This is a genomic window from Streptosporangium roseum DSM 43021 (genome assembly GCF_000024865.1).
Classification (GTDB): domain Bacteria; phylum Actinomycetota; class Actinomycetes; order Streptosporangiales; family Streptosporangiaceae; genus Streptosporangium; species Streptosporangium roseum.
In genome coordinates this window covers 5,938,671-5,958,601 of sequence record NC_013595.1, presented here as the reverse complement: position 1 = coordinate 5,958,601, position 19,931 = coordinate 5,938,671, and the positions used below count along the sequence as shown (strand labels likewise).

Below are 19,931 nucleotides of genomic sequence, written 5' to 3'. Positions count from 1 at the left end.
CCTGTCTCGCGGCTGACGGCCTGTGGTCAGATGACTCCCTCAGCGGCCAGAGCCTCCCGTCCGGCCTCCGGGCGACGCTGGCGAAACGGATCATCGAACTTGCGTAACCGGACTGAGCCACAACAGGCGCAGGCCGCTGCGGAGCTTGTCAAGCTTGGTGAGACGTGGTCGCTCTGGTGCCGCGTCAGGCAACGTCTGCCCGGCGGGGCCCGTGTGATAGCTTCGGCGTCGCCGTGCAGCACTACGACTGGAGGAGGTGAGACCGATCAACGCTGTGATGACAGGTCGGGGCTCCCTCCCGTGCATGGTCTAGGGAGCGCCCGCACAAGGCACCCCCGAAAGGCTTTGAAACGCTATGCGCTTCAGCTTGACCTCTCAGACGTCGACCGACGGCGTCACCGAACAGTCCTTCACTCTCGGCGAGATCACCGGTGTGCTGTTCGCACCGCAGGGCGCCACCGGCCCCCGCCCGCTGATCCTGATGGGACACGGCGGCGGCCAGCACAAGAAGGCCCCCGGCGTCCTGGCCGGCGCGCACCGGTTCGTCGCCGAGGGGGGTTTCGCCGTCGCCGCGATCGATGCCCCCAACCACGGCGACCGGCCGAAAGATAAACAGTTCATCCAGTTCGCGGGCGATATGCGGGCCCGCATGGCCGCCGGAGAGGATCCGGCCGGGCTGGTCGCGGCCATGCACGACCTGCTGGCCGGGCAGGCCGTCGCCGACTGGCAGGCCGTTCTGACCGCGGTCCAGGAGCTCGACCACGTGGGCGCCGGTCCGGTCGGCTATTGGGGGGTGTCGATGGGCTGCGGGCTCGGTATGCCGCTGCTCGCCGCCGACTCCCGGATCCGCGCCGCGGTGCTGGGTCTGCTCGGCGTGCACGGGCTGGCCGCAGCCGCCGCCCGGGTCACCGTGCCGGTGCAGTTCCTGCTCCAATGGGACGATACGCGGGTGCCCAGGGACCAGGCTTTGGCGCTGTTCGACGCCCTGGGCTCGACCGACAAGACGCTGCACGCCAACCCCGGCGACCACGGGGGAATCCCCGCGTTCGAGACCGGCAACGCGCTGCGGTTCTTCGCACGGCACCTTGGATAAGGCCGCTGCCTTGTAGCTCGCGACGCGCCGGCCGGACCCCGTTCCCGGCCGGTGCGTCGCGAGCCGGACTGTTCGGCATGGCGAGCGGGTGCAGATCCGGGCGATCGCGTACGGCGTGGTGCACGATGCGGCGGGGGCCGCGAGCGGGCCACGCCGGCGGATCTCGGTGCACATGGCGGCGGAGCCCGGCCCGTCGACGGCCTGGACCACGTCGAGCACGGTGATCGTCTCGGGGGTGCGCGTCAGCGCGTAGCCGCCGGATTTCCTCTGGACGGACCGGATTTCCCCTGGCCGGAGTGGATGGGCCCGGCGCGGGAAAGAGACTGGAGTCGCTTGGCGGGGTAGCTGCCGGGGACGTCGTGCAGCTCCGCGAGTTTGGCCGCCGGGACGGGCCTGCTGCTGGTGGTGAGGGCGACACAGCAGTGCAATGCCCAGGCGACCCCGCCTGACATCTTCATCGCCTCACCTGACCACACCCCCCTTGCCCGGTCATTTCCTATCCGAGAAGAAGTTCTCGGATAGGAAATGCCCAAGTTTCGGCCATGGTGCAGCGATCAGACAAGCGGACCGAAGAGCTGACTTCGCAGGGAAGGCGTGACAGATATGAAGATCATCGTGATGGGTGGGACCGGGCTCGTCGGGTCGCAGGTCGTCAAGATCCTCAAGGCGGCCGGGCACGAGGCGGTGCCCCACTCGCAGTCCACCGGCGTGGACCTCCTCAGCGGCCAGGGGCTGCCGCAGGCGCTGGTGGGTGCCGACGCCGTCGTCAACCTGACGAACTCGCCCACCTTCGACGAGGCCTCGCTCGCCTTCTTCCAGACGACCATGGACAACCTCCTGGAGGCCGCCCGGCGTGAAGGTGTCGGCCACGCCGTCATCCTGTCCATCGTCGGCGCGGACCAGGTGCCCGACCTCGACTACTACCGTGCCAAGGTCCTGCAGGAGGACATCCTCAAGGCAGGCCCCATCCCGTATTCGATCGTGCGCGCCACCCAGTTCTTCGAATTCATGGACGCGGTCCTGTCCTGGTCCGCCGACGAGGAGACCGTTCGCCTGCCTGCCACCCCGCTGCAGCCCATCGCCTCGGCCGACGTCGCCCAGGCCGTGGCCGAGGTCGCTGCCGGCAGTCCGCTCCAGGGCACCCGCGACATCGCCGGTCCCGATGTCTTCCCGCTGGACGAACTCGGCAGGATCACGCTCGCGGTCCGCGGCGACAGGCGCAGCGTCACCACCGACGACAGCGCCGGAATGTTCGCGGCCGTACCCGATGACGCCATCATCGCCAAGGACGGCGCCCGCATCGCTCCGACGCACTACCGGGACTGGCTCACCGCCTGACGTCCGGATCGCCGGGCCCGTAGTCCCGCGTCCCCGGTGAGCCGGACGCACCGGCCTTGCGAGATGACCGTGCGGCGCTCGCAGTCTCACACGGGCTCGCGGTCCGCCGGCGCTCGCGTTCTCCGCCGGCCGTGTGCGGCAGCGCCACGCCAGGGAGTTCCTCCGGGATCAGGACGGCCTCGGGGCGCGGAGGGCCTCGCGCTGGGCGAGCTCTCCGTCGTCGACCAGGGTAAGCATCGGCTTGCCGGGTTCGCACAGCATCGTGACGGTGAAACGGAGCGGGACGTCGTCGCGGTTGTTGCCGTCCTGATAGTGGATGACGTCGCCACCCGGCTCCCAGAACGCCTCCCCTGCCCGGATGACCCGTTCGGGCTCGCCCTCCAGTTCGAACAGCATCTCGCCTTCCAGCACGTAGCCGAACGCCGGGCCGGAGTGGCGGTGCGGCGGCGTACCGGGATCACCGGGCGGGAACGCGATGACCACGGTCATCGCGTGCGCTCCCGCCGGGATGAAGGGTGGTTCCGCCTCCTGCAGCAGGGTGAGGGCCGTCTGCCACGCTGTCGATCTCGGTTTCTGCTCGTCGGTGGTCGGATCGGTGTCCGGCATGGGAAATACCTCCGTGACGAATTGATGATGGTGGAGCCGGGCCGGTGCCCGGCGATGGACGTGCTCCTGCCCGACCGCGGTCCGGCCAGGGCGGTCGCTGTACTTGATCTGCCCGAAAATCGCGTCATCGCCCGGCCCCGCACCCATTACGGCTGCCCCGGCCACGGCCGACCACCTGCCAGCCGCGTACCCAACCTCTCAGGTCACTACACCTGGCCGTCGATGCGCGGGCGAGAACCAGGACGCCCCTGCCGGCCGTACCCAGCACGAGGATCAGCGACTCGACCAGAGACCAGGTCCCGCCGAAGGGCTCGACCCCGGAGAGAAGCACGGCGCGCAGCGCCTCCAGTCCCGACCGGTGACAGCTCGATGAGGACGCTGTGGTCGCCCGGCTCCCGGCGCGGGGGCGGGCGGCTTCTTCGATCACCGGCTCCAGGGCCTTGAACTGCGGCGAGTCACCCCGCTGCCCGGCAGTGATCACCAGCGACAGCGGCTTCTGGCTCTGCTCCACGGTCAGATGCAGCTTGGTAGTCAGCCCACCACGCGACCGCCCACTGTGCGGCGGTCAAATCACCACGACCCACACCAAGATCATCCCAGATGGATCACTCGGGCGATCCACTGCTCACAACAGGCCCTAACGTTGGTCCGTGTCCGAAATGCCATCACGGGTCGAACTGCGCCCGCTCACCCTCTCCGACCAGGACGAGTTCTGCTCGCTCGTGCAGGCCAGCATCGAGCTGCACCTGCCATGGATGCAACTGCCCGCGACCCCGGAGGAGTTCCAGGTCTGGATGCGCCGCTTCGACGCCGGCACCAACCTGGGCTTTCTGATCCGTGTCCGGGAGACCGGCGCAGCCGCCGGCACGGTCAACATCAACTCGATCATCCGGGGCCGCTACCAGGGCGCGTCCCTCGGCTATGCGGCCTTCGCCCCGTCCGCAGGGCAGGGTTACATGACCGACGGGCTCGCCGTCACCCTGCAGCACGCCTTCACCGACCTGCGGCTCCACCGGCTGGAGGCCAACATTCAGCCAGCGAACAAAGCATCCCTGGCCCTGGCCCAGCGCCTGGGCTTCCGTTACGAAGGGCTGTCGCCCGCCTACCTCTACATCGACGGGGCCTGGCGCGACCATGAACGCTGGTCCATCACCGCACCAAACCCCTGGAAACCCGATCCCTCCCTTCCAGAGGTATGAGCCGCACGGCGCCGCTCATGAAACACGTCCTAGCGGACCGGAGGAAGCGGGCGCCCCACTCCTGGACATGCGCGGCGAACTCCGGCGGGCCCAGGACTTCGAACTCGGCACCGATATTGCCCACTGAGCAGGGCGCAGGCCTTCTGTTACGTGCCTAGCCGATGAGGGCCGCGGTGATCTGACGGATGGTCTGTGTGGCTACCCGGGGGTTGACGGCGGCGTAGGAGGTGTAGGCGTTCAGGCCGGTGGCCAGGGCCCAGCCGCGACCCCGGATCCAGGTGGCGTCGTCTACGCCGAGCGCGGCGCGGAAGGCGGCCCGGCTCCCGGCTGACATCAGGGTGAAGGCGATTGTCAGGTCGCAGGCTGGGTCGCCGATGCCGAGCCCGCCGAAGTCGATGACCGCGCTTAGGCGGCCGTTGTCGATCAGTAGGTTGCCTGTGTGGAAGTCGCCGTGGACCCAGACCGGAGGGCGATCCCATCCGGGGGCGCTCAGCGCCGCGTTCCACAGCTCGGTCATGGCCGCGGTGTCGAACAAGCCGTCGACCTTCGCTATAGCGGCCCGCGTCGCGCGGTCCCGGTCGGCCAACGGCCGGATGGTGAGGTCCTCGCGGGCTTCCACGGCCGCGATCTCCTCGGGCGCGAACCGCTGAAGGGCGGTCAGGAATCCCGCCAGTTCGACGGCGGCCCCGGACGAGTCGGCCAGGGCCTCGACGGTCGCCACCTCGCCGTCCAGCCAGCGGGACACCGCCCACCGCCACGGATAGTCGAAGCCGGGCTCGCCCATTCCCACCGGTGCCGGAATGGCCAGTGGCAGGTGCGCGGCGAGCCGGGGCAGCCACTCGGATTCCTTCCGGGCCTGTCCGATGGCGCCGGCGTGGCGGGGCAGCCGGACAGACAGCTCTTCCCCCAGCCGGTAGATCACATGGTCCGAGCCGGCAGGGTGGAGCAGTTCCAAGGGCAACTCGGCCCACTGTGGGAACTGCGTATCAACCAGGCGCCTGACCAGTGCGGCATCGATCGCGGGGCGGGTGTCCGCGGTTCTCGCGGTTGCCAAGGCAGCTCCTGCGGTCGGCCCGCTCCGTATGGCGGGCAGTCGGACCATCACAGTGCGTCGCAAGCTCGCTTGTCGACCGGGTTTCTCGGAATCGGCGCTCAACACTGTCCCGTCCGGGTGAACCTTGTGAATTCCGGACTTACCTTGCGGAGAATCTGGAGAGTCCACTTCTACCCTGCGCATGGCGCGACGATGTGGAGCACCGTGGGACGAACGGCTGGCTCGCCTGACCCAGCAACTGGCCGGCGGCACGGAAGGCGCAAGGTAGGTGCGAAGAACCAGAGCGGTCGCCGTTCGGACCTACCTCGCTGGACGTGACCCGGTCAGGCCGTAGGGCGCGCCGGGGCCGTCCGACGGTCTGACGGTGATGTTGAGGGGGTGTGGGAGAGGTCGGTAGGTTGCTCGCCGTTGGGTGGATGCCGGGGTGTCCCGATGGGATGGGCGGGAGTCAGGGTGCGGGGAACGGTCGATCAGGCGGTCGAGGCGGTGCTGGGGAGTGGTGCCACAGTGTTGGACCTGTCCGACCGTCGGCTCCGTCGGGTACGGGAGTCGGTGCGGGACCTCACCGCTCTCACCTCGCTCGACCTGTCCGGTAACCAGCTCATCGAGCTGCCGGACTGGTTGAGCGAACTCACCGCCCTCACCGATCTCGACCTGAGGGGCAACTGGCTCACCGAGTTGCCGGAGTCGTTCGGGAACCTCACCGCCCTCACTGATCCGGCAACCGGCTCACCCGGTTGCCGGAGTGGTTTGGGAACCTCACCGCCCTGTCCGGGCTCCACCGACCCGAGCAGCAACCCGGTGAACGTTTCCGGTCACAGCAGTGGGATCTGTCTGACAGAACGATCAACTGCTCGGATCGCCTGGTGGGAGACTTCCCGGGATTGGCAGGAGTCCAGGGCGATAGCATCACGATCGTGGTGGGCTGGAAGCTTCGGCCCGCTTCGATGGCGGACGTCGAGGCGGTGGCCGAGTTGCGGGCGGCGGTGCTGAAGCCGGATCTCGTGCGGCTCGGACGGTACGACGCGCAGCGTGTGCGGCAGCGACTGCGGGACGGGTTCACGCCGGCGCACACCTGGATGATCGAGGTGGGGGGTGCCCCGGCCGGCTGTGTGGCGCTGCGGCCGGCGAAGGACACCCAGTGGCTGGAGCACTTCTACCTGGAGCCGGATCTGCAGGGCAGGGGCATCGGTTCCGCCGTACTGAGCAGGCTGCTGGAACGGTGCGACCGCGAAGCCGCCGCGGTCCGGCTGAACGTGCTGCGGGGCAGTCCGGCCCGGCGGTTGTACGAGCGGCACGGCTTCACGGTTGAGACCGAGGACGAGGTGGACGTATTCATGGTGCGCGACCCACTCCCGGCCCGGCGATGGCCTCTTGCCTCGGCTGAAGGGACCCGGTCCGAGACTTGGCCCGTTGGGCGGCCTCGCCTCGCCCGTTGAAGGCAACCGTCCGTCCATGCCGCGCGCACCGAAGCTGCCGCACCTGACAACAACCGGGCGCTCGATCCGGCATGTCGATGCCGCGAAACAGCGGTGCCGGTCACTGCGCAACGCCAGCGCGCTCGCCACGTCGCTGTATCTGCCGACACGCTCACCTTGAGACATGTCCAACTGTGCATCTCGCAGCCCGACAGCAGGCATCCTTCATGATCGACCCGGCTGGTTGGACGGTACACCCGCGCGCCGACCGATCGGCGCGCCGCTGTCCTTCTCGTGGCCGACCCGGTCGCCGGACGGGAAAAGGGGGGGCGACGTGATCTTCATGGGGGTTGACCGGCCTGGCACCACCTCCGATGTGGTCATTAGGTAAGCCTGCCTTAACGTTGCCGCCGGATCCGGATCGGCGGTGGGCGGGTGCGGCAGTCTGCAAGCGACGCGCAACCGGCGCCTGGCAGGCTGTACCCCATTCGCACTAAAGGGGATATATGTTTGGGATCATCCGTCCGTGTCGCCATGGGATGTGCAGCGGGCTTTTCAAGGAGTGGATGGCGCACCTGTGCGGTCTCTGCCTGGCGCTCCGGGATGAACACGGTCACGCCTCCCGGCTGGTGACCAACTACGACGGCCTGCTCGTCTCAGTGCTCACCGAAGCGCAGACGGTCGCCTCCTCCCCGCAGCGCCGGGCGGGGATGTGCGCTCTGCGCGGGTTCAAGGGTGCCGACGTCGTCGAGGCAGAGGGGGTGCGGCTGGCGGCGGCGGTCTCCCTGATCCTGGCCGCGGGCAAGATCAAGGACCATGTCGCAGACGGGGACGGAGCCTACGCGCGGAAGCCGGTGGCCGCCGCCGCCGAGCGCGTCGCCGCCCGCTGGTCAGTCGCGGGACTGCGTACGGCCGCCGCCCTCGGGTTCGCCCCGGACCCCCTGACCAGGGCGGTCGATGATCAGACCAGGCTGGAGAACACTCCGGGCCTGAGCCTGCTGGAGCTCACCGCCCCCACCGAGGCCGCGGTCGCCGCCGCCTTCGGTCACACGGCCCTGCTCGCGGGCAAGCCGCACAACCGGGATTCGCTGGAGGAGGCGGGACGTTACTTCGGCCGGCTGGCCCACCTGCTCGACGCGGTGGAGGACCTGGCACAGGACCGCGCGACCGGCTCCTACAACCCGCTGGTCGCCTCCGGAACCGACCTGGAGACCGCCCGGCGGCACTGCGAGGACGCACTGCTCGGCCTGGAGCTGACGGTGGCCGAGCTCGACCTGGAAAGGCGGAGGCTGGTCAGGGCGCTGCTGGTCAAGGAGATCGGGCACTCCGTCACCCGCGTCTTCGACGGGGCCGGATCCGGGACGGAGGCCGGGAGCGGGAAGAAGGGCCCGAAGGCGCCGCCGGACGACCCCCGGCTCAAGCCGGATCCGGGCGGCCTGCTGTCGTGGATGTGCGTCGCGATGGCCTGCTGCACCTGCGGTCTGTACCGCCCCCCGTGGGACGAGGACCGCTACAAGTCCTGCGGTGAGCGGTGCGACCCCAGCGGCTGCGACTCCTGCGGATCGTGCTGCGACGGCTGTTCGGGCTGCTGCTCGTGCTGCGAAGGCTGCTCGTGCTGCGACTGCTAGGGGCCGGGCCGGGGGAGAGGACGTCCTGAACGGGCTCACCGCCGCACACTGACCCCTGGCCGGAACCGCCCGGCTCACGCCCGCGACGACCCGCTCCGACGGGTGCCGGTGGCGGGGTGGCGCGATGAGGGCGGTCCCGCCGTCGCGCGGATGCGCGGGCGCCGCCCACCCGGGGGCAGGGGCCTCAGAACTCCAGTCGAGGCGAGGACGGGCTCAGCAGGGCGGTCCGCGGCGCGACCTGCCAGACGGCGTTGAGCTCGTCCGCGACCGTGGCCGTCAGTTTCGGGACGTCCACGGACGCCGAACCGTGCATCGCCTCCGCGACGACCAGGACCGTGGTCGTCGTCTCCCGGACGGCCGAGTGGCCGCTCTGCCGATTCGTCCATCGCCGGGCATGCGCCCGCCCGGCGGCGTCGGCGAAGATCACTTCGCGCACGTCGGGGTTCTCCGTCTGCCCCGAGAAGGTCAGGTAGCTCTCGTCACCATCCGCGTGCCGGACTTCGAGGCTCCCGGAGATCTCGGCGACGTCGAACACGGCCACCGGGATCGCGAACGCGAGCGAGATCGCATTGCAGAGATCGATCAGGGGGTGGATCCGTGGCAGGGCCCCCTCCTTCCTGAAGCGCCGCAGCAGTGACTCCGAGGCGCATCGATACTGGGTGGGTTTGAGCCCCATCCTGGAGAAGGCGCGTCGCCAGGCCTGTATCTCGGGCAGCTCGGCCTCCGAGGCCGTCGCGAGCCGTGCTTCGGCGATGGCGTTGAACCTGGCGACCCGAGGGCCGACGGAGGCGCCCCCGGTGATCCCCCTGGCGACGACCGCGCCGGCGACGAGCTCCGGATGGTCTGACCAGATCTCACTGGAGTGCTGGAAGTGCATGAGGCGGGCCCCTGTCGCGGACTGGAACGGATCTGTCGATCGGACACAACGGGTTCGGCGCCGAGCGCGACGAAGGAGCCGGCGAACACGCGGCGCGTCCAGGTCGTCACCCGAGGCCGTGAGGTCCCGTGGTTCCTCACCGAGGCGGCGGGGACGCCGCGGGCGCTGAAGACGACGACCGTGAGCAGCATGAAGACAGTACTCAACTCCGGCGTCCGCAGGGTGGATTGCGGCGGTTCCCCGGCGATCCGGGACCCCGTGTCCGCCCACCTGGGCGGGTCCGGGTCGCCCGCCCAGGGCAGATGGGAGATGAGCCGGAAATAGCGGAATAGATGATTCTGTTCTGCTATGATGGAGACACGACGACCCGCCCCGAAGGGTGGCGGGTCGAGCCGGACGGAGAGACGGGGAAGCAATGAACGACGACACCGCGACCGGGTGGACCGTGCTGAACGACGCGCATGAGGCGCTGCGCACGGCCGTCCGCGGCGTGGCCGCCGGTGACTGGGACCGGCCCACCCCCTGCGCGGGGTGGAACGTGACCCAGGTGCTCCAGCACGCCGCGGGCGACCAGCTCGGCTTCGCCGCCTTCATCACGGGAGGGCCGGGGCCGTCCGAGGACCCGTTCGCGCCTTCCGGCACGCTGAGCGCCTCCCCCTCGGCCGTGGCCGAGGAGGCGATGAAGGCCTCCGCCGACGCCTGGGCGACCGTCGGCAAGGACGACCAGGAGGTCGCGGTCCCGGTGCCGCCGGGCAAGCTGACCGCCTCGCTCGGCGCCGGCGCCTGTGCCCTCGACGCCGCGGTCCACGCCTGGGACATCGCCGTCGCCACCGGGCAGCCCTCGCCGCTCACCCCGGCGCTCGCCCGGGAGCTGATGCCCGTCGCCACCGCCATCGTCGAGCCGCTCAGGGCGTACGGCGCCTACGCGGCGGCGCTCGGAGCCGAAGACGGGGACGGCGATGTCGCCGCGCTGCTCCGCTACCTCGGCCGCCGCCCCGACTGGACCGCCTGACCGGCGGTCCGCCGTATCTCCCGCGGTCATCCGGAGGAGATACGGTGTCGCCGGCGACGCGGACGCGCAGCCGCGCAGCCGGAAGAGGCCGTCGCCCCGGTGGCCGGCCGGGACGACGACCCGCTCATGCCCGGCGAGGGCCGCCGAGCCCCGCGCCGGCCACGATGTCGGCGACCGTCGGGTCGTCGTCGAGCGCCTTCCCCGACAGCGTCGTGTTGTCGGCGAGTGTCACACCCCCGGGGGGATCGCCGGGGTCGGCGTCCCAGAAGTTGCCGATGAACGCCACGTGCTCCAGCGGCGGCGACACGTTCAGCACCACCGGGGTGTCGGCCCGGTGGACGACGTTGCCCTGGACGGTGACCCAGGCGGCGCCGTAGTCGGTGTAGAGGCCGAAGTTGTAAGGAGTGATCGTGTCCCGGACGACGTTGCCGCGGACCAGCGCGCCGCTGGCGTACGAGGCGCCCTGGCTGCCGGACAGGTAGACGCCGCCGCCGTCGGCCAGCACCTGCATCGTGTCGTGCACCAGGTTGTTCAGCACCTGGGCGCCGCGCCCCTCATACACCACGATGCCCGCGTGCGGCACGTCGTTGACCTGGTTGTGCGCCACGACGGTGTCCTGGGTGCCGGACAGCAGGATGGCGGGTGAGCCGTGGTAGTCACGGCCGACATGGTGGACGTGGTTGTTCTCGACCCGGTGGTGGCGCGCCCCCGAGCCGATCACCACGCCGCCGCCGGACACCTCGTCCACCACGCTGTCGCGCAGCACGTTGCCCACGCCGTCGCCGCGGAACTCCAGCGCGACCGCGCCCAGCCGGGTGAACCGGCAGCCCTCCAGCGTGACCCGCGAGGAGTTCTCGAAGATCACGTTACCGGGCATGGCCGCGGAGTCGCCGGGGACGGTGACCTGCCCCTGGCCTTCGGCGAAGGTGACCGTCTGGAGCGGGCCGCCGTCGTAGTAGCCGTTGCCGTGGTAGTGCAGGAAACCCTCCGGCGCGCTGGGCCGCAGCCAGGTCGCCTCCGCGAAGGTGATGCCGAGGAAGGCGACGTCGTGCACGTCCCGGGCGTGCAGCAGCGTCTCCAGCACCGGCGCGACCACGTCGTCGAGATCCTCACCCGGCAGCGGCAGGTAGTGCAGGACGCCGCCGGCCAGCGCGAAGGTGCCCTCGGTCAGGAACGCGGGGCTGTTCTCGGCCGAGGTGGGGGCATCGGCGCCGTTGGTCTCCCCGGCGCCCGGGCCGTCCCAGGTGATGACCGACTGGTAGAGGCGGGCCGCCCAGCCGAAGGCGGGCTGCGCCATCGTGACGGTGGTCGAGCGCCCGTCCCCGGAGATCCGCGCCACCGGGCAGCGGGCCTCGGACCAGGGATAGGCGCCCCGGTAGACGAACTCCACCTCGCCCTGCCAGGACCGGGGCGCGGGGTCGTTGATGACGTAACCGGTCTCGGTCCTGGTCAGGTTCTGGTCGAGGGCGATGGCGGCCCGTACGGCGCGGCGTCCGGAGACGTAGAGCTGGCGGGTGGCCAGGCCGGGAGCCTCGGACCGCCAGACGCCGTCGTCGTCCCGGCGCCGGCCGGTGATCCTCCGGCCGCCGCTGACCACGACCTTCTCCTGCGCGGCGGTGCCGTAGCCGTAGGCCTGGTAGACGACGCCGGAGTCGGCGGCCGAGAGCCGGAACGGTTCGGTGAGGCGGTGGGTGCCGGCCCTGAGGTTGACCACGCTGCCCGGCGCCGCCGCCGCGCGGGCCCGGTCCAACGTGGCGAACGGCCGTTCGGCCGTACCCGGGCCGGAGTCGTCACCTGAGGGATCAACGAAGAGCATGGGGGTGGCCTTTCGTGTATATGGTGTACACATCTGGTATACAGCATATACATGGAGAGGAGTCAAGATGGCGGATCCGGAGCGCAGCACCGAACTCCTGTGGGGGGCGAGATCCAGGCGCGGCCTCAGCCTGGAGCGGATCGTGCGGGCCGCGATCGAGCTGGCCGACGCCGAGGGCCTGGCGGCGGTGTCCATGCGGCGGGTCGCCGAGCGGCTCGGCTTCACCACCATGTCGCTCTACCGCCATGTGCCGGGCAAGGCGGAGCTGGTCGACCTCATGCGCGACGAGGTGATGGGCGAGGGGCCGGACGCGGGCGCCGGCCGGAGGCCGGGCTGGCGGGCGGAGTTGGAGGCCTGGGCGCGGGACTGCCTGGCGCTCTACCGGCGGCACCCCTGGCTGGCCGAGTCGTCGGGGGCTCGGCAGGTGCCCGGGCCGAACGCGGTGGCGAGCTTCGAGCGGGCGCTGGGCGCGGCGGCGCGGGCCGGGCTGCCGCCCGCGGAGGTGGTGGCGGTGGTGACCCTCGTCGGCGGGTTCGTCGAGAGTGCCGCCCGGCAGGTCCTGGAGACCGTGCGGACCGAGCGGCGCACCGGTGTCAGCGAGGAGGAGTGGTGGGGGGCCCGCGACTCGCTCTTCCAGCACCTCGACCGGTATCCGACGCTGAACCGCGTCTACCGGGAGGGGGGATACGACACGCCGCTGGACCCGTTCGAGTTCGGCCTGCAGCGGGTGCTTGATGGCATAGAAACGCTCCTCCGTGACGAAACGCGTGATGAAACTCGATGTGCGGTGTGCGGTAAGACCGTCGAGGCCGCCGCCACCGGCCGGCCGCGGGACTACTGCTCCCGGGCCTGCCGGCAACGCGCCTACCGGACGCGCAAGAGCTGACCGGCCCGGTTCCGGCGCCGGAGCGGCAGGCGGTCCGTCCGCCGATCATCCGGTGTGAGCTCGGCGGACGCCATGCCGCCCGCCGGCCCCGGCGGAGAAGGTCCGGCGGGCGGGCGGCGCTCACCGGCCCGTCACGGCCCCACCGGGGGGTGGCGCCGAGGTGGCCGCCCGGTCAGGTGGCGGTGCTTGCGGCCGAGTCGGGCACCGGCGGTGCCGGGGGGAACGGGATCTCGGCCAGGACGGGGAGAAGCGACTCCTCCTCGTAGTCGAGGTGTGCCGTCAGCTCCTCCGACATCCGGTCCAGCTCGGTGCGGAAACGCCGGGGGTCGGCGGTGCCGATGTCGGTCAGCAGGGCGAGCAGTTCGCCCTGGATGCGCGAGACCGTCCGGTGCTCGTCGCGGAGCCGGTCGAGGGTGTCGCGCAGGTGGGGGTGCCAGCTCGCCAGGGCGGGGAAGATGTGCGCGTCCTCGCCGGTGTGGTGGAACTCCAGGGACTCGCAGAACGCCAGGCAGTGCTGCCGCAGTTGCAGTCCCAGGCCCGGCGCGGGCGGTTCGCCGGGCCCCTGGTGGGCGGCCCGAGCGGCGAAGTGGGCGTCGGCCTCGGCGCGCACGTGCCGCAACTGCGAGCGCAGCCAGGTGTGGATCTCCAGGAGCTTTTCGGCGAGGTTGGTGACCTCGCGGCCGTCCTGCCCCGCCTCGGGTTCAGAGCGCTCCAGCACCACGACCGGCAGGGTCCGGGTGGTGCGGGTCTGGTAGTCGGCGTAGCCGGGTGCCGTGCGCACCACGTGCTCGAACAGCCGCTCGCGCCGCGCGCCCTCGGCGGGGACCGCGATCGCCGCGAACACCTCGGTGCCGACCTCCACCCGCACCATGGGATGGGCGAGCAGGTTGTGGTACCAGGCGGGATGACGGGGCGCCCCGGCGGCGGACGCGACGATCAGCAGCAGGTCGCCGTCGCGGACGTAGCCGAGGGGAATGGTGTGCTCCTGCCCCGACTTCGCGCCGGTGGTGGTCAGCAGCAGCAGGTCGCCCCCCTCGAAGGGGCCGCCGACCTTTCCACCGTTGGCTCGGAACTCCTCGATGATCGGCTCGTTGAAGGATGCGGACATGCGGTGTCTGGTCTCCAAAAAAGGGTGTGGTCCATGGTGATGGTGGATGACGGTGATGCGCGCAGCGCGCGGTGACCGCACGCGAACCCCGCCCGGAGATGGGCGCCGATCGAGCACACGGGCCGTGGACGGTCTACCGGGGGGCGACCGTCGAGGTGGCAGGGCGTACTGACGTCACACGGCGGTGCCGGGCACCCGCGGAGGACAGGGGACGACGTGCGGAGGCGATTACGTCAGGCGCAGGGCGCGGAGTATGAACTCATGGCATCGTCCCTTGGTGAATGGTGCCGCCCAACCACCGGCCTGCCCACTGCTTCTGGCCGGCGTCACGCGACACGCGGACTATTACAGCCACCCGGTAGACGCCTGTCAACACGGAAGATCTCTCCCCGACCTGCTGACAGCGGACTCGACAAAAAGGAAAGTCCGAAGTTGCATGGCATGCGAGCCCGGGTATGGACGGACGAGGACGCACCATTCACAGTGATCCGCCACAGGAGCGCCGATGACCCGTTCCACAGCCGAGGTCTCCCGCGTCGAGCAGCCCCCGCCGCCTGATCAGGCCACGATGCGGGTGGCGCTGCCTCCCGAGCTGATGGCCCGGCGGTGCCCGTTCGACCCGCCTCAGGCACTGGCCAGGGAGCACGAGAAGGCGCCGGTCGGCCGGGTGAAGCTGGACACCGGTGAAGAAATATGGCTGGTCACCGGCCTGGACGAGGCCCGCGCCGTGCTGTCCGATCCCCGGTTCAGCGCCGACCGGTTCAACCGGCGCAACGCCCTGGTCACGGTGCCCGAGGAGATGCGTGAAAAGCTGTTCGACGCGCGCGCCAGGGCCGGGCAGTTCGTGGCCATGGACCCGCCGGAGCACACCCGCCTGCGCAAGCTGGTCATCGGCCAGTTCACCCTGCGCCGGATGCGCGCGCTCACCCCGCGCATCACCGAGATCGTCGATGCCCACCTGGACGCGATGGCGGCCGCGGGCACCTCCGCTGAGCTGGTCAGCGCGTTCGCCCTGCCCGTGCCGTCCCTGGTGATCTGCGAGCTGCTCGGCGTCCCGTACGAGGCCCGGACCGACTTCCAGCGCCGCACGTCGACCCTCTTCCGCATGGACGCGCCGCTGGAGGAGGTGCTGCGGGTCCGCGACGAGATGCGGCAGTTCATGCACGAGCTGGTGGCCGCCAGGCGCGCCCGGCCCGACGACGGCCTGATCTCCGGGCTGATCCACGGCGACCACGCGGGGGAGCTCACCGACGACGAGCTGGTCGGCATCGCCAACCTGCTGCTCGCCGCCGGGCACGAGACCACGGCCAACATGATCGGTCTGGGCGTCTTCGCCCTGCTGGAGCACCCCGAACAGCTCGAACTGCTGCGCCGCGACCCCGAGGTGGCCGGCCACGCCGTCGAGGAACTGCTGCGCTACCTCTCGATCGTCCACCTGGGCCCCTTCCGCACCGCCACCGAGGACGTGAGGGTCGGCGACGAGCCGATCCCGGCGGGCGGCACGGTGATGATCTCGACGCCGCAGGTCAACCGGGATCCCGCCCACTGGGACGACCCGGCCGGTCTCGACCTCACCCGCGTGCGCAACCCGCACCTGTCCTTCGGGCACGGCATCCACCAGTGCCTGGGGCAGCAGCTCGCCCGCGCGGAGATGGCCGTCGCCCTGCCCGCCCTGGTGCGCCGCTTCCCGCACCTGCGGCTGGACTGCCGCCCAGAGGAGGTGCCGCTGCGCGACAACATGTTCGTGTACGGCGTGCACGCCCTGCCGGTCGCCTGGGACGCCCCCGAGGACGCGTGAGGGGAGCGGCGACCTCAAGGACGATCGAGCGCGGCGCCCCCAGCCCGGCGTCGAGCCGGACGGCCACCGCGCGGCAGCCGTTCAGGGGGTAGGGCGCACGATCCCGAGAGGGTCCGCCGGGGCGGAGGGGTCGGCCAGGGCGGCCAGCTCGTTGCGGAACAGAAGCTGGTGGGACAGCATGATCGGGCCGTCGGGCTTGATGGTCAGGGTCGCCCGGTGCGCCGTACGGCCGCCCGAGCGGACCTCGTCGTGCGTGACCGTCTCGACGAGGTCCGACAGCGGCCTGCCGCCGGCCTTCGCAGCCACGGTGAACCTCTCGGCGAACGTCCTGCCCACCTCGGCGACGCGCGGCAGCACGCACACCACGTCGACGGCCCGGTCGGTGGTGCCGGCGGGACGCCGCAGGCCCACGCCGTACAGGGTCACCCCGCCCGGCTGCGGGGGAGCCATGACGACGGCGGTGACGACGTCGCCGAGGCAGTCGGCGACCGCGGCGTGATCGGGGCTGTCGGCCAGTGAGGGCCCGCCGCCCAGGGTGGCCGCCACGGGCGCGGCCGCGGCACCCGACACCAGTGCCGAGTCCGTCACCACCACCTGGTTGAGCTGGTTGATCAGGCCCAGCCTGGTCTGCGGGCCCTTCATGTCGATCGCGTTGTCGTCGGCCATGGACAGGCCCTCCTGGCCACCGATCGTGCGCGGCCTGGCGCCCAGGGCCGTGAGCTTGGCGCGGATGCCGGCGGAGTCCAGCCGGCCCTCGATGCGGATCGCGGTCCTGGGCGGGGTGCCGACGGAGACGCCCCGGTCGGCGGCGAACACGTTGATGCCGGTCGGCTCGGCGAGCCGGGAGGCGTTGAGGCCGAAGTCGCCGAAGCCCGAGCCGACGGCGGACAGCCAGCGCCGGTCCTGCCCGGGACCGTCCTCGGTGACCACGCCGAGGCTCCGCCAGTGCGCCATGTCGCCGTAGTCGAGGTAATCGGCCGCGGGACTGCCGGCGCCCAGGTGCGCCATCACCTGGCGCAGCCCGCCCGCCGATCCGCCACCCGTCTCCACGGCGCCGGTCCGCCCCGTGCCACCCGTCTCCACGGCGCCGGTCAGCCCCGCGTCACCCGAGCCGCCGCAACCCGCCAGCACCAGTCCTGCCATCACCACAGCCCATCCGAGACCACGCATAGCCAGAACCTTAGCCAGGCCGCCCCGGGCCGGTGTTCCCGGCGGCGACGGAGGATCGCGGACCGCCCCGGCCCGCGCCACCGCCCCCGGATACGGACGGTGGTGAAGGCGGTGTCCCCGCCCGGCCCGCCGATCTCGGTCCCACCCCCGTACGGCCTGCCGTACCCCGCCTGCCCTACCCCGCCTGCCGTACGCGGACGTCGCCCTCGCCGGATCGCGCGTGCAGGGAACGCGGGGCGGAAGAGGCGCGGGGCACGCGGGACGTGGCCGTGCCGTCCTTGCTGGAGACATCGACGCGGTAGGCGTCGCGGGTCTCCGGCACCACCACGTCGACGGTTCCGCTGTCGGAGACCGCCTCCACCCGGCTGGGAACCGTCGCGAAATAGAGGGCGACGAGGCCGTCGGACGAGCGCGCGGTGACGTCGGCCGAGCGGATCCTCCGCGCAGTCACCTTGCCGCTCTGGCTGACCAGGCGCATCGGCCCGGAGACGGCGTCGGTGCGCACGTTGCCGTCCCTGGTGGTGACGGTCAGTGCCTGGGGGAGGCGGACGGCGTTCACGTCGTCATCGCTGCCGACCTCGATCGTCACGCCCGGCGGCACCTTGATCGTGTGCTGGGAGTCGCAGTTGATCACGATGCCGGAGCAGACGATGCCCACCGCCAGGGTGCCGCCCTCCAGCGACCAAGAGGCGTTCCCCTCGTCGGCGGCCTTGCCCGTGAGCAGCCTGTCGACCCGGAGCGTGCCGGGGGCGCCGGGTTCGAGACGGACCGGGGTGCCCGTCGCCTTGATCACCAGTTTCGCCGCCGAGTAGGGGAAGTCACGTGAGTCGCGCCGCTCGTGGGAGGCGGAGCCGAGGTCGCCGCAGCCGGTGGCCGCCAGAAGGACGAGGCCCGCCGCGAGGAGATGCGAGGTTCGAGGAGTCACGCGCCCAGCCTTGCCGTGGAGCTCCCGCCCGCCCATCGGCCGAACGGCCGATGGGCGGGCGGATCCGGGCCGCAAGATCGGCCGTTCGGCCAGGATCGTCCGGAGGCAGGGCGCGGGAACGCCGGGGGAGACGTCCGATCGAGGTGCGCGTGACGGTCGCCGGGAGCCGCCGGAAGCGCCGTGGTGACGCCGTCCCGGCGGATCCCGGAGCTCCGTGGCGCCCGGCTCCCGCGCGCCGGAGCCCCGGATGTGCCAGCCTTGGTTCATGGCAACCGCACGCTGGAACGGCGAGATCATCGCGGAGAGTGACGACACCCGGATCGTCGAGGGCAATCACTACTTCCCCATCGAATCGGTGTCCCCGGACTACCTGAGGCCATCGGAGACCACCACGGTCTGCTCCTGGAAGGGGACGGCGAGCTACTACACGCTGCACGTCGGCGGCGAGGACAACCCCGACGCCGCCTGGTACTACGCGGACCCCAAGCCGGAGGCGGCCCAGATCAAGGGCTACGTCGCCTTCTGGAAGGGCGTGGAGGTCACCGGCTGACCTCCCTGAGGCGGGGAGGGCCGGGGACGGTCCCCCCGCCGGACCGTCGGCGCCGCGTCGTCCGATGAGTGTCTGACAGGGCTCAGGAGTGCCGGGACGCCGGGGCTCAGTGGACCAGCTCGGCCTCCGGGTCGTGGCCGTAGATCCAGGCGTTCTGCCGGAGCGGGTCGCCGCCGGCGAAGGCCGCGTCGCGTTCGCGCTGGGCGGGGCCGTCGGGGAGGTGGTTCTGCACCTCACGGCCGCGGCTCATGAGCTGGACCTGGGAGGCCCGGGGCCTGCGGATCCCCTCGTAGCGCAGCAGCGCCTCCGCCGCCGTCCCGGGCGTGGCCGTCCGGAGGCAGGCCGCCAGGACGGCCGCGTCCTCGACCGCCTGGCAGGCTCCCTGGCCGAAGAAGGGCAGCATCGCGTGGGCGGCGTCCCCCAGGAGGGTGACCCGCCCTTCGGTCCAGCGCTCCAGCGGGCTGCGGTCGTACAGGGCCCAGCGTTTGGTGTCGGTCGCGGAGGCGATCAGCTGTCCGAGCCGGGGGTCCCAGGTCTCGAACTCCCGCGCCAGGTCCTCCACCCGGCCGTCGGCCGTCCACGACTCGATCCGCCAGTCGCCGGCGGGCACGATCGCCACGACGTTGACCAGACGTCCCCCGCTGATCGGGTAGTGGACGAAGTGCCTGCCCGGCCCGAGCCACAGCGTCTGCACCGGCCGCAGCGCCAGCTCGGGGGCGTCGCTGGCCGGGACCAGGCACCGGTAGGCGCACAGGCCGGAGAAGCGGGCCGGGTCCTCGGTCACGACCGAGGACCGGACGGTGGAGTGGATCCCGTCGGCGCCGACCACCACGTCGGCGACCACCGTCGTCTTCTCCCCCCGCCCGTCGGCGAAGATCAACTCGGCCTTCTCGCCGTCCTGCCGCAGGCCGTCCAGCCGCCGGTCGAGCCGTACCGCGTCCTCGGGCAGCGCCTCCAGCAGCATGGCCAGCAGGTCGGCCCGGTGCGCGACGTAGCAGTCGGCGCCGTACAGCCGCCGGCACTCCGCTCCCATCCGCTGGGAGAACAGCACCCGGCCGTCCTCCCAGCGCCGGAACTCCCAGGCGGTCTCCAGCGCCACGGCGGAGGCGGCCAGCCGCTCGCCGAGCCCGGCCCGGACCAGGGGACGGACCATGTTGGGGGCGACGACGATGCCCGCGCCGACCTCCCGCAGCTCGGTGGCCTGCTCGTAGACGGTGGCCTCGACGCCCGCCTGCCTCAGCAGCAGGGCGGCGGCCAGGCCGCCGAGGCCTCCTCCGACGATGGCGATCTTCACTGCGGCTTCCTCTCCTCGGACGGGGTCAAGCGGTCGAGCCGTGAAGATCTTCGTACATTCCGCCCGGATCCGGTAGGGGCGCGTGGTCTCCGGCGCGGTACAACCTGCCGTGATCGCCGGATGTCCCGGGAGTCGAATGTGCCCGGGAGCAGGGAACAG

Annotated in this window: 20 protein-coding genes; 10 read left to right on the top strand and 10 right to left on the bottom strand. The window is 71.3% G+C overall.

The features are described 5' to 3' along the window. Positions 1-367 precede the first annotated feature (367 nt). Entirely contained in the window at positions 368-1,093 is a 726-nt protein-coding gene (locus SROS_RS26190) for a dienelactone hydrolase family protein (protein ID WP_245564277.1), read from the top strand. A 242-nt stretch (positions 1,094-1,335) separates the two neighbouring features. Here the strand turns inward: SROS_RS26190 and SROS_RS54535 are convergent, their stop codons facing one another. After that, on the bottom strand, positions 1,336-1,545 hold the full coding sequence (locus SROS_RS54535; protein ID WP_425358637.1) for an Rrf2 family transcriptional regulator: 210 nt from the start codon (positions 1,543-1,545) through the stop codon (positions 1,336-1,338). Between the two features lie 151 nt (positions 1,546-1,696). On the opposite strand from SROS_RS54535, the gene SROS_RS26185 reads away from it, so the two are divergent. After that, entirely contained in the window at positions 1,697-2,431 is a 735-nt protein-coding gene (locus tag SROS_RS26185) for an SDR family oxidoreductase (protein ID WP_012891931.1), read from the top strand. 168 nt (positions 2,432-2,599) lie between these two features. On the opposite strand, the gene SROS_RS26180 is transcribed toward SROS_RS26185, so the two are convergent. After that, positions 2,600-3,037, bottom strand: a complete 438-nt coding sequence (locus SROS_RS26180; RefSeq protein WP_012891930.1) for a cupin domain-containing protein — start codon at positions 3,035-3,037, stop codon at positions 2,600-2,602. Positions 3,038-3,161: 124 nt separating this feature from the next. Beyond that, on the bottom strand, positions 3,162-3,548 hold the full coding sequence (locus tag SROS_RS54530; RefSeq protein WP_081453224.1) for a hypothetical protein: 387 nt from the start codon (positions 3,546-3,548) through the stop codon (positions 3,162-3,164). 148 nt (positions 3,549-3,696) lie between these two features. Here SROS_RS54530 and SROS_RS26170 point away from each other — a divergent pair, with 148 nt between their 5' ends. Then, the gene (locus SROS_RS26170; protein ID WP_012891929.1) at positions 3,697-4,236 is read left to right on the top strand and encodes a GNAT family N-acetyltransferase; all 540 of its coding nucleotides are present in this window, start codon (positions 3,697-3,699) and stop codon (positions 4,234-4,236) included. Positions 4,237-4,390: 154 nt separating this feature from the next. Here the strand turns inward: SROS_RS26170 and SROS_RS26165 are convergent, their stop codons facing one another. Then, positions 4,391-5,290: an aminoglycoside phosphotransferase family protein gene (locus SROS_RS26165; protein WP_012891928.1), complete on the bottom strand. Its 900-nt coding sequence runs from the start codon at positions 5,288-5,290 to the stop codon at positions 4,391-4,393. 432 nt (positions 5,291-5,722) lie between these two features. Between SROS_RS26165 and SROS_RS54525 the strand changes: the two genes are divergently transcribed. From SROS_RS54525 to SROS_RS26155, 3 genes are all read left to right on the top strand, one after another. After that, positions 5,723-6,283: a leucine-rich repeat domain-containing protein gene (locus SROS_RS54525; protein ID WP_148269208.1), complete on the top strand. Its 561-nt coding sequence runs from the start codon at positions 5,723-5,725 to the stop codon at positions 6,281-6,283. Then, positions 6,211-6,729 carry a GNAT family N-acetyltransferase gene (locus SROS_RS26160; RefSeq protein WP_245564272.1) on the top strand — a complete coding sequence of 173 codons (519 nt, stop codon included), beginning with the start codon at positions 6,211-6,213 and terminating at the stop codon, positions 6,727-6,729. The genes SROS_RS54525 and SROS_RS26160 overlap by 73 nt, the downstream gene beginning before the upstream one ends. 485 nt (positions 6,730-7,214) lie before the next feature. Next, on the top strand, positions 7,215-8,336 hold the full coding sequence (locus SROS_RS26155; protein ID WP_012891926.1) for a DUF5685 family protein: 1,122 nt from the start codon (positions 7,215-7,217) through the stop codon (positions 8,334-8,336). A 184-nt stretch (positions 8,337-8,520) separates the two neighbouring features. Here SROS_RS26155 and SROS_RS26150 read toward each other — a convergent pair whose 3' ends face one another. Beyond that, entirely contained in the window at positions 8,521-9,213 is a 693-nt protein-coding gene (locus SROS_RS26150) for a B3/B4 domain-containing protein (RefSeq protein ID WP_012891925.1), read from the bottom strand. Positions 9,214-9,628: 415 nt separating this feature from the next. On the opposite strand from SROS_RS26150, the gene SROS_RS26145 reads away from it, so the two are divergent. After that, entirely contained in the window at positions 9,629-10,225 is a 597-nt protein-coding gene (locus SROS_RS26145; RefSeq protein ID WP_012891924.1) for a TIGR03086 family metal-binding protein, read from the top strand. 124 nt (positions 10,226-10,349) lie between these two features. On the opposite strand, the gene SROS_RS26140 is transcribed toward SROS_RS26145, so the two are convergent. After that, complete coding sequence (locus tag SROS_RS26140) at positions 10,350-12,041, bottom strand: right-handed parallel beta-helix repeat-containing protein (RefSeq protein ID WP_012891923.1); 1,692 nt, start codon at positions 12,039-12,041, stop codon at positions 10,350-10,352. A gap of 67 nt (positions 12,042-12,108) precedes the next feature. On the opposite strand from SROS_RS26140, the gene SROS_RS26135 reads away from it, so the two are divergent. Further along, entirely contained in the window at positions 12,109-12,927 is an 819-nt protein-coding gene (locus SROS_RS26135) for a TetR/AcrR family transcriptional regulator (RefSeq protein ID WP_012891922.1), read from the top strand. Positions 12,928-13,099: 172 nt separating this feature from the next. Here the strand turns inward: SROS_RS26135 and SROS_RS26130 are convergent, their stop codons facing one another. Further along, complete coding sequence (locus SROS_RS26130; protein WP_012891921.1) at positions 13,100-14,035, bottom strand: nitroreductase/quinone reductase family protein; 936 nt, start codon at positions 14,033-14,035, stop codon at positions 13,100-13,102. A gap of 505 nt (positions 14,036-14,540) precedes the next feature. Between SROS_RS26130 and SROS_RS26125 the strand changes: the two genes are divergently transcribed. Then, positions 14,541-15,833, top strand: a complete 1,293-nt coding sequence (locus SROS_RS26125) for a cytochrome P450 (protein WP_012891920.1) — start codon at positions 14,541-14,543, stop codon at positions 15,831-15,833. A gap of 81 nt (positions 15,834-15,914) precedes the next feature. Here the strand turns inward: SROS_RS26125 and SROS_RS26120 are convergent, their stop codons facing one another. Both SROS_RS26120 and SROS_RS26115 read right to left on the bottom strand, forming a co-directional pair. Beyond that, positions 15,915-17,003, bottom strand: coding sequence for a hypothetical protein (locus SROS_RS26120; protein WP_012891919.1), 1,089 nt, complete (start codon positions 17,001-17,003; stop codon positions 15,915-15,917). 175 nt (positions 17,004-17,178) lie between these two features. Beyond that, on the bottom strand, positions 17,179-17,928 hold the full coding sequence (locus SROS_RS26115) for a DUF4097 family beta strand repeat-containing protein (RefSeq protein ID WP_169369386.1): 750 nt from the start codon (positions 17,926-17,928) through the stop codon (positions 17,179-17,181). A gap of 265 nt (positions 17,929-18,193) precedes the next feature. Between SROS_RS26115 and SROS_RS26110 the strand changes: the two genes are divergently transcribed. Next, positions 18,194-18,478, top strand: a complete 285-nt coding sequence (locus SROS_RS26110; RefSeq protein ID WP_012891917.1) for a DUF427 domain-containing protein — start codon at positions 18,194-18,196, stop codon at positions 18,476-18,478. Positions 18,479-18,584: 106 nt separating this feature from the next. On the opposite strand, the gene SROS_RS26105 is transcribed toward SROS_RS26110, so the two are convergent. Then, positions 18,585-19,772: an FAD-dependent monooxygenase gene (locus tag SROS_RS26105; protein ID WP_012891916.1), complete on the bottom strand. Its 1,188-nt coding sequence runs from the start codon at positions 19,770-19,772 to the stop codon at positions 18,585-18,587. Positions 19,773-19,931: the final 159 nt, after the last annotated feature.

Bases quoted from the DNA above. Each gene is read 5' to 3' on its own strand.
- SROS_RS54525 (WP_148269208.1), top strand. From the start codon at position 5,723: ATGGGATGGGCGGGAGTCAGGGTGCGGGGAACGGTCGATCAGGCGGTC.
- SROS_RS26120 (WP_012891919.1), bottom strand. From the start codon at position 17,003: ATGCGTGGTCTCGGATGGGCTGTGGTGATGGCAGGACTGGTGCTGGCG.
- SROS_RS26130 (WP_012891921.1), bottom strand. From the start codon at position 14,035: ATGTCCGCATCCTTCAACGAGCCGATCATCGAGGAGTTCCGAGCCAAC.
- SROS_RS26180 (WP_012891930.1), bottom strand. From the start codon at position 3,037: ATGCCGGACACCGATCCGACCACCGACGAGCAGAAACCGAGATCGACA.
- SROS_RS26185 (WP_012891931.1), top strand. From the start codon at position 1,697: ATGAAGATCATCGTGATGGGTGGGACCGGGCTCGTCGGGTCGCAGGTC.
- SROS_RS26145 (WP_012891924.1), top strand. From the start codon at position 9,629: ATGAACGACGACACCGCGACCGGGTGGACCGTGCTGAACGACGCGCAT.
- SROS_RS26135 (WP_012891922.1), top strand. From the start codon at position 12,109: ATGGCGGATCCGGAGCGCAGCACCGAACTCCTGTGGGGGGCGAGATCC.
- SROS_RS26170 (WP_012891929.1), top strand. From the start codon at position 3,697: ATGCCATCACGGGTCGAACTGCGCCCGCTCACCCTCTCCGACCAGGAC.
- SROS_RS26140 (WP_012891923.1), bottom strand. From the start codon at position 12,041: ATGCTCTTCGTTGATCCCTCAGGTGACGACTCCGGCCCGGGTACGGCC.
- SROS_RS26125 (WP_012891920.1), top strand. From the start codon at position 14,541: ATGACCCGTTCCACAGCCGAGGTCTCCCGCGTCGAGCAGCCCCCGCCG.
- SROS_RS26155 (WP_012891926.1), top strand. From the start codon at position 7,215: ATGTTTGGGATCATCCGTCCGTGTCGCCATGGGATGTGCAGCGGGCTT.
- SROS_RS26150 (WP_012891925.1), bottom strand. From the start codon at position 9,213: ATGCACTTCCAGCACTCCAGTGAGATCTGGTCAGACCATCCGGAGCTC.
- SROS_RS54535 (WP_425358637.1), bottom strand. From the start codon at position 1,545: ATGTCAGGCGGGGTCGCCTGGGCATTGCACTGCTGTGTCGCCCTCACC.
- SROS_RS26110 (WP_012891917.1), top strand. From the start codon at position 18,194: ATGGCAACCGCACGCTGGAACGGCGAGATCATCGCGGAGAGTGACGAC.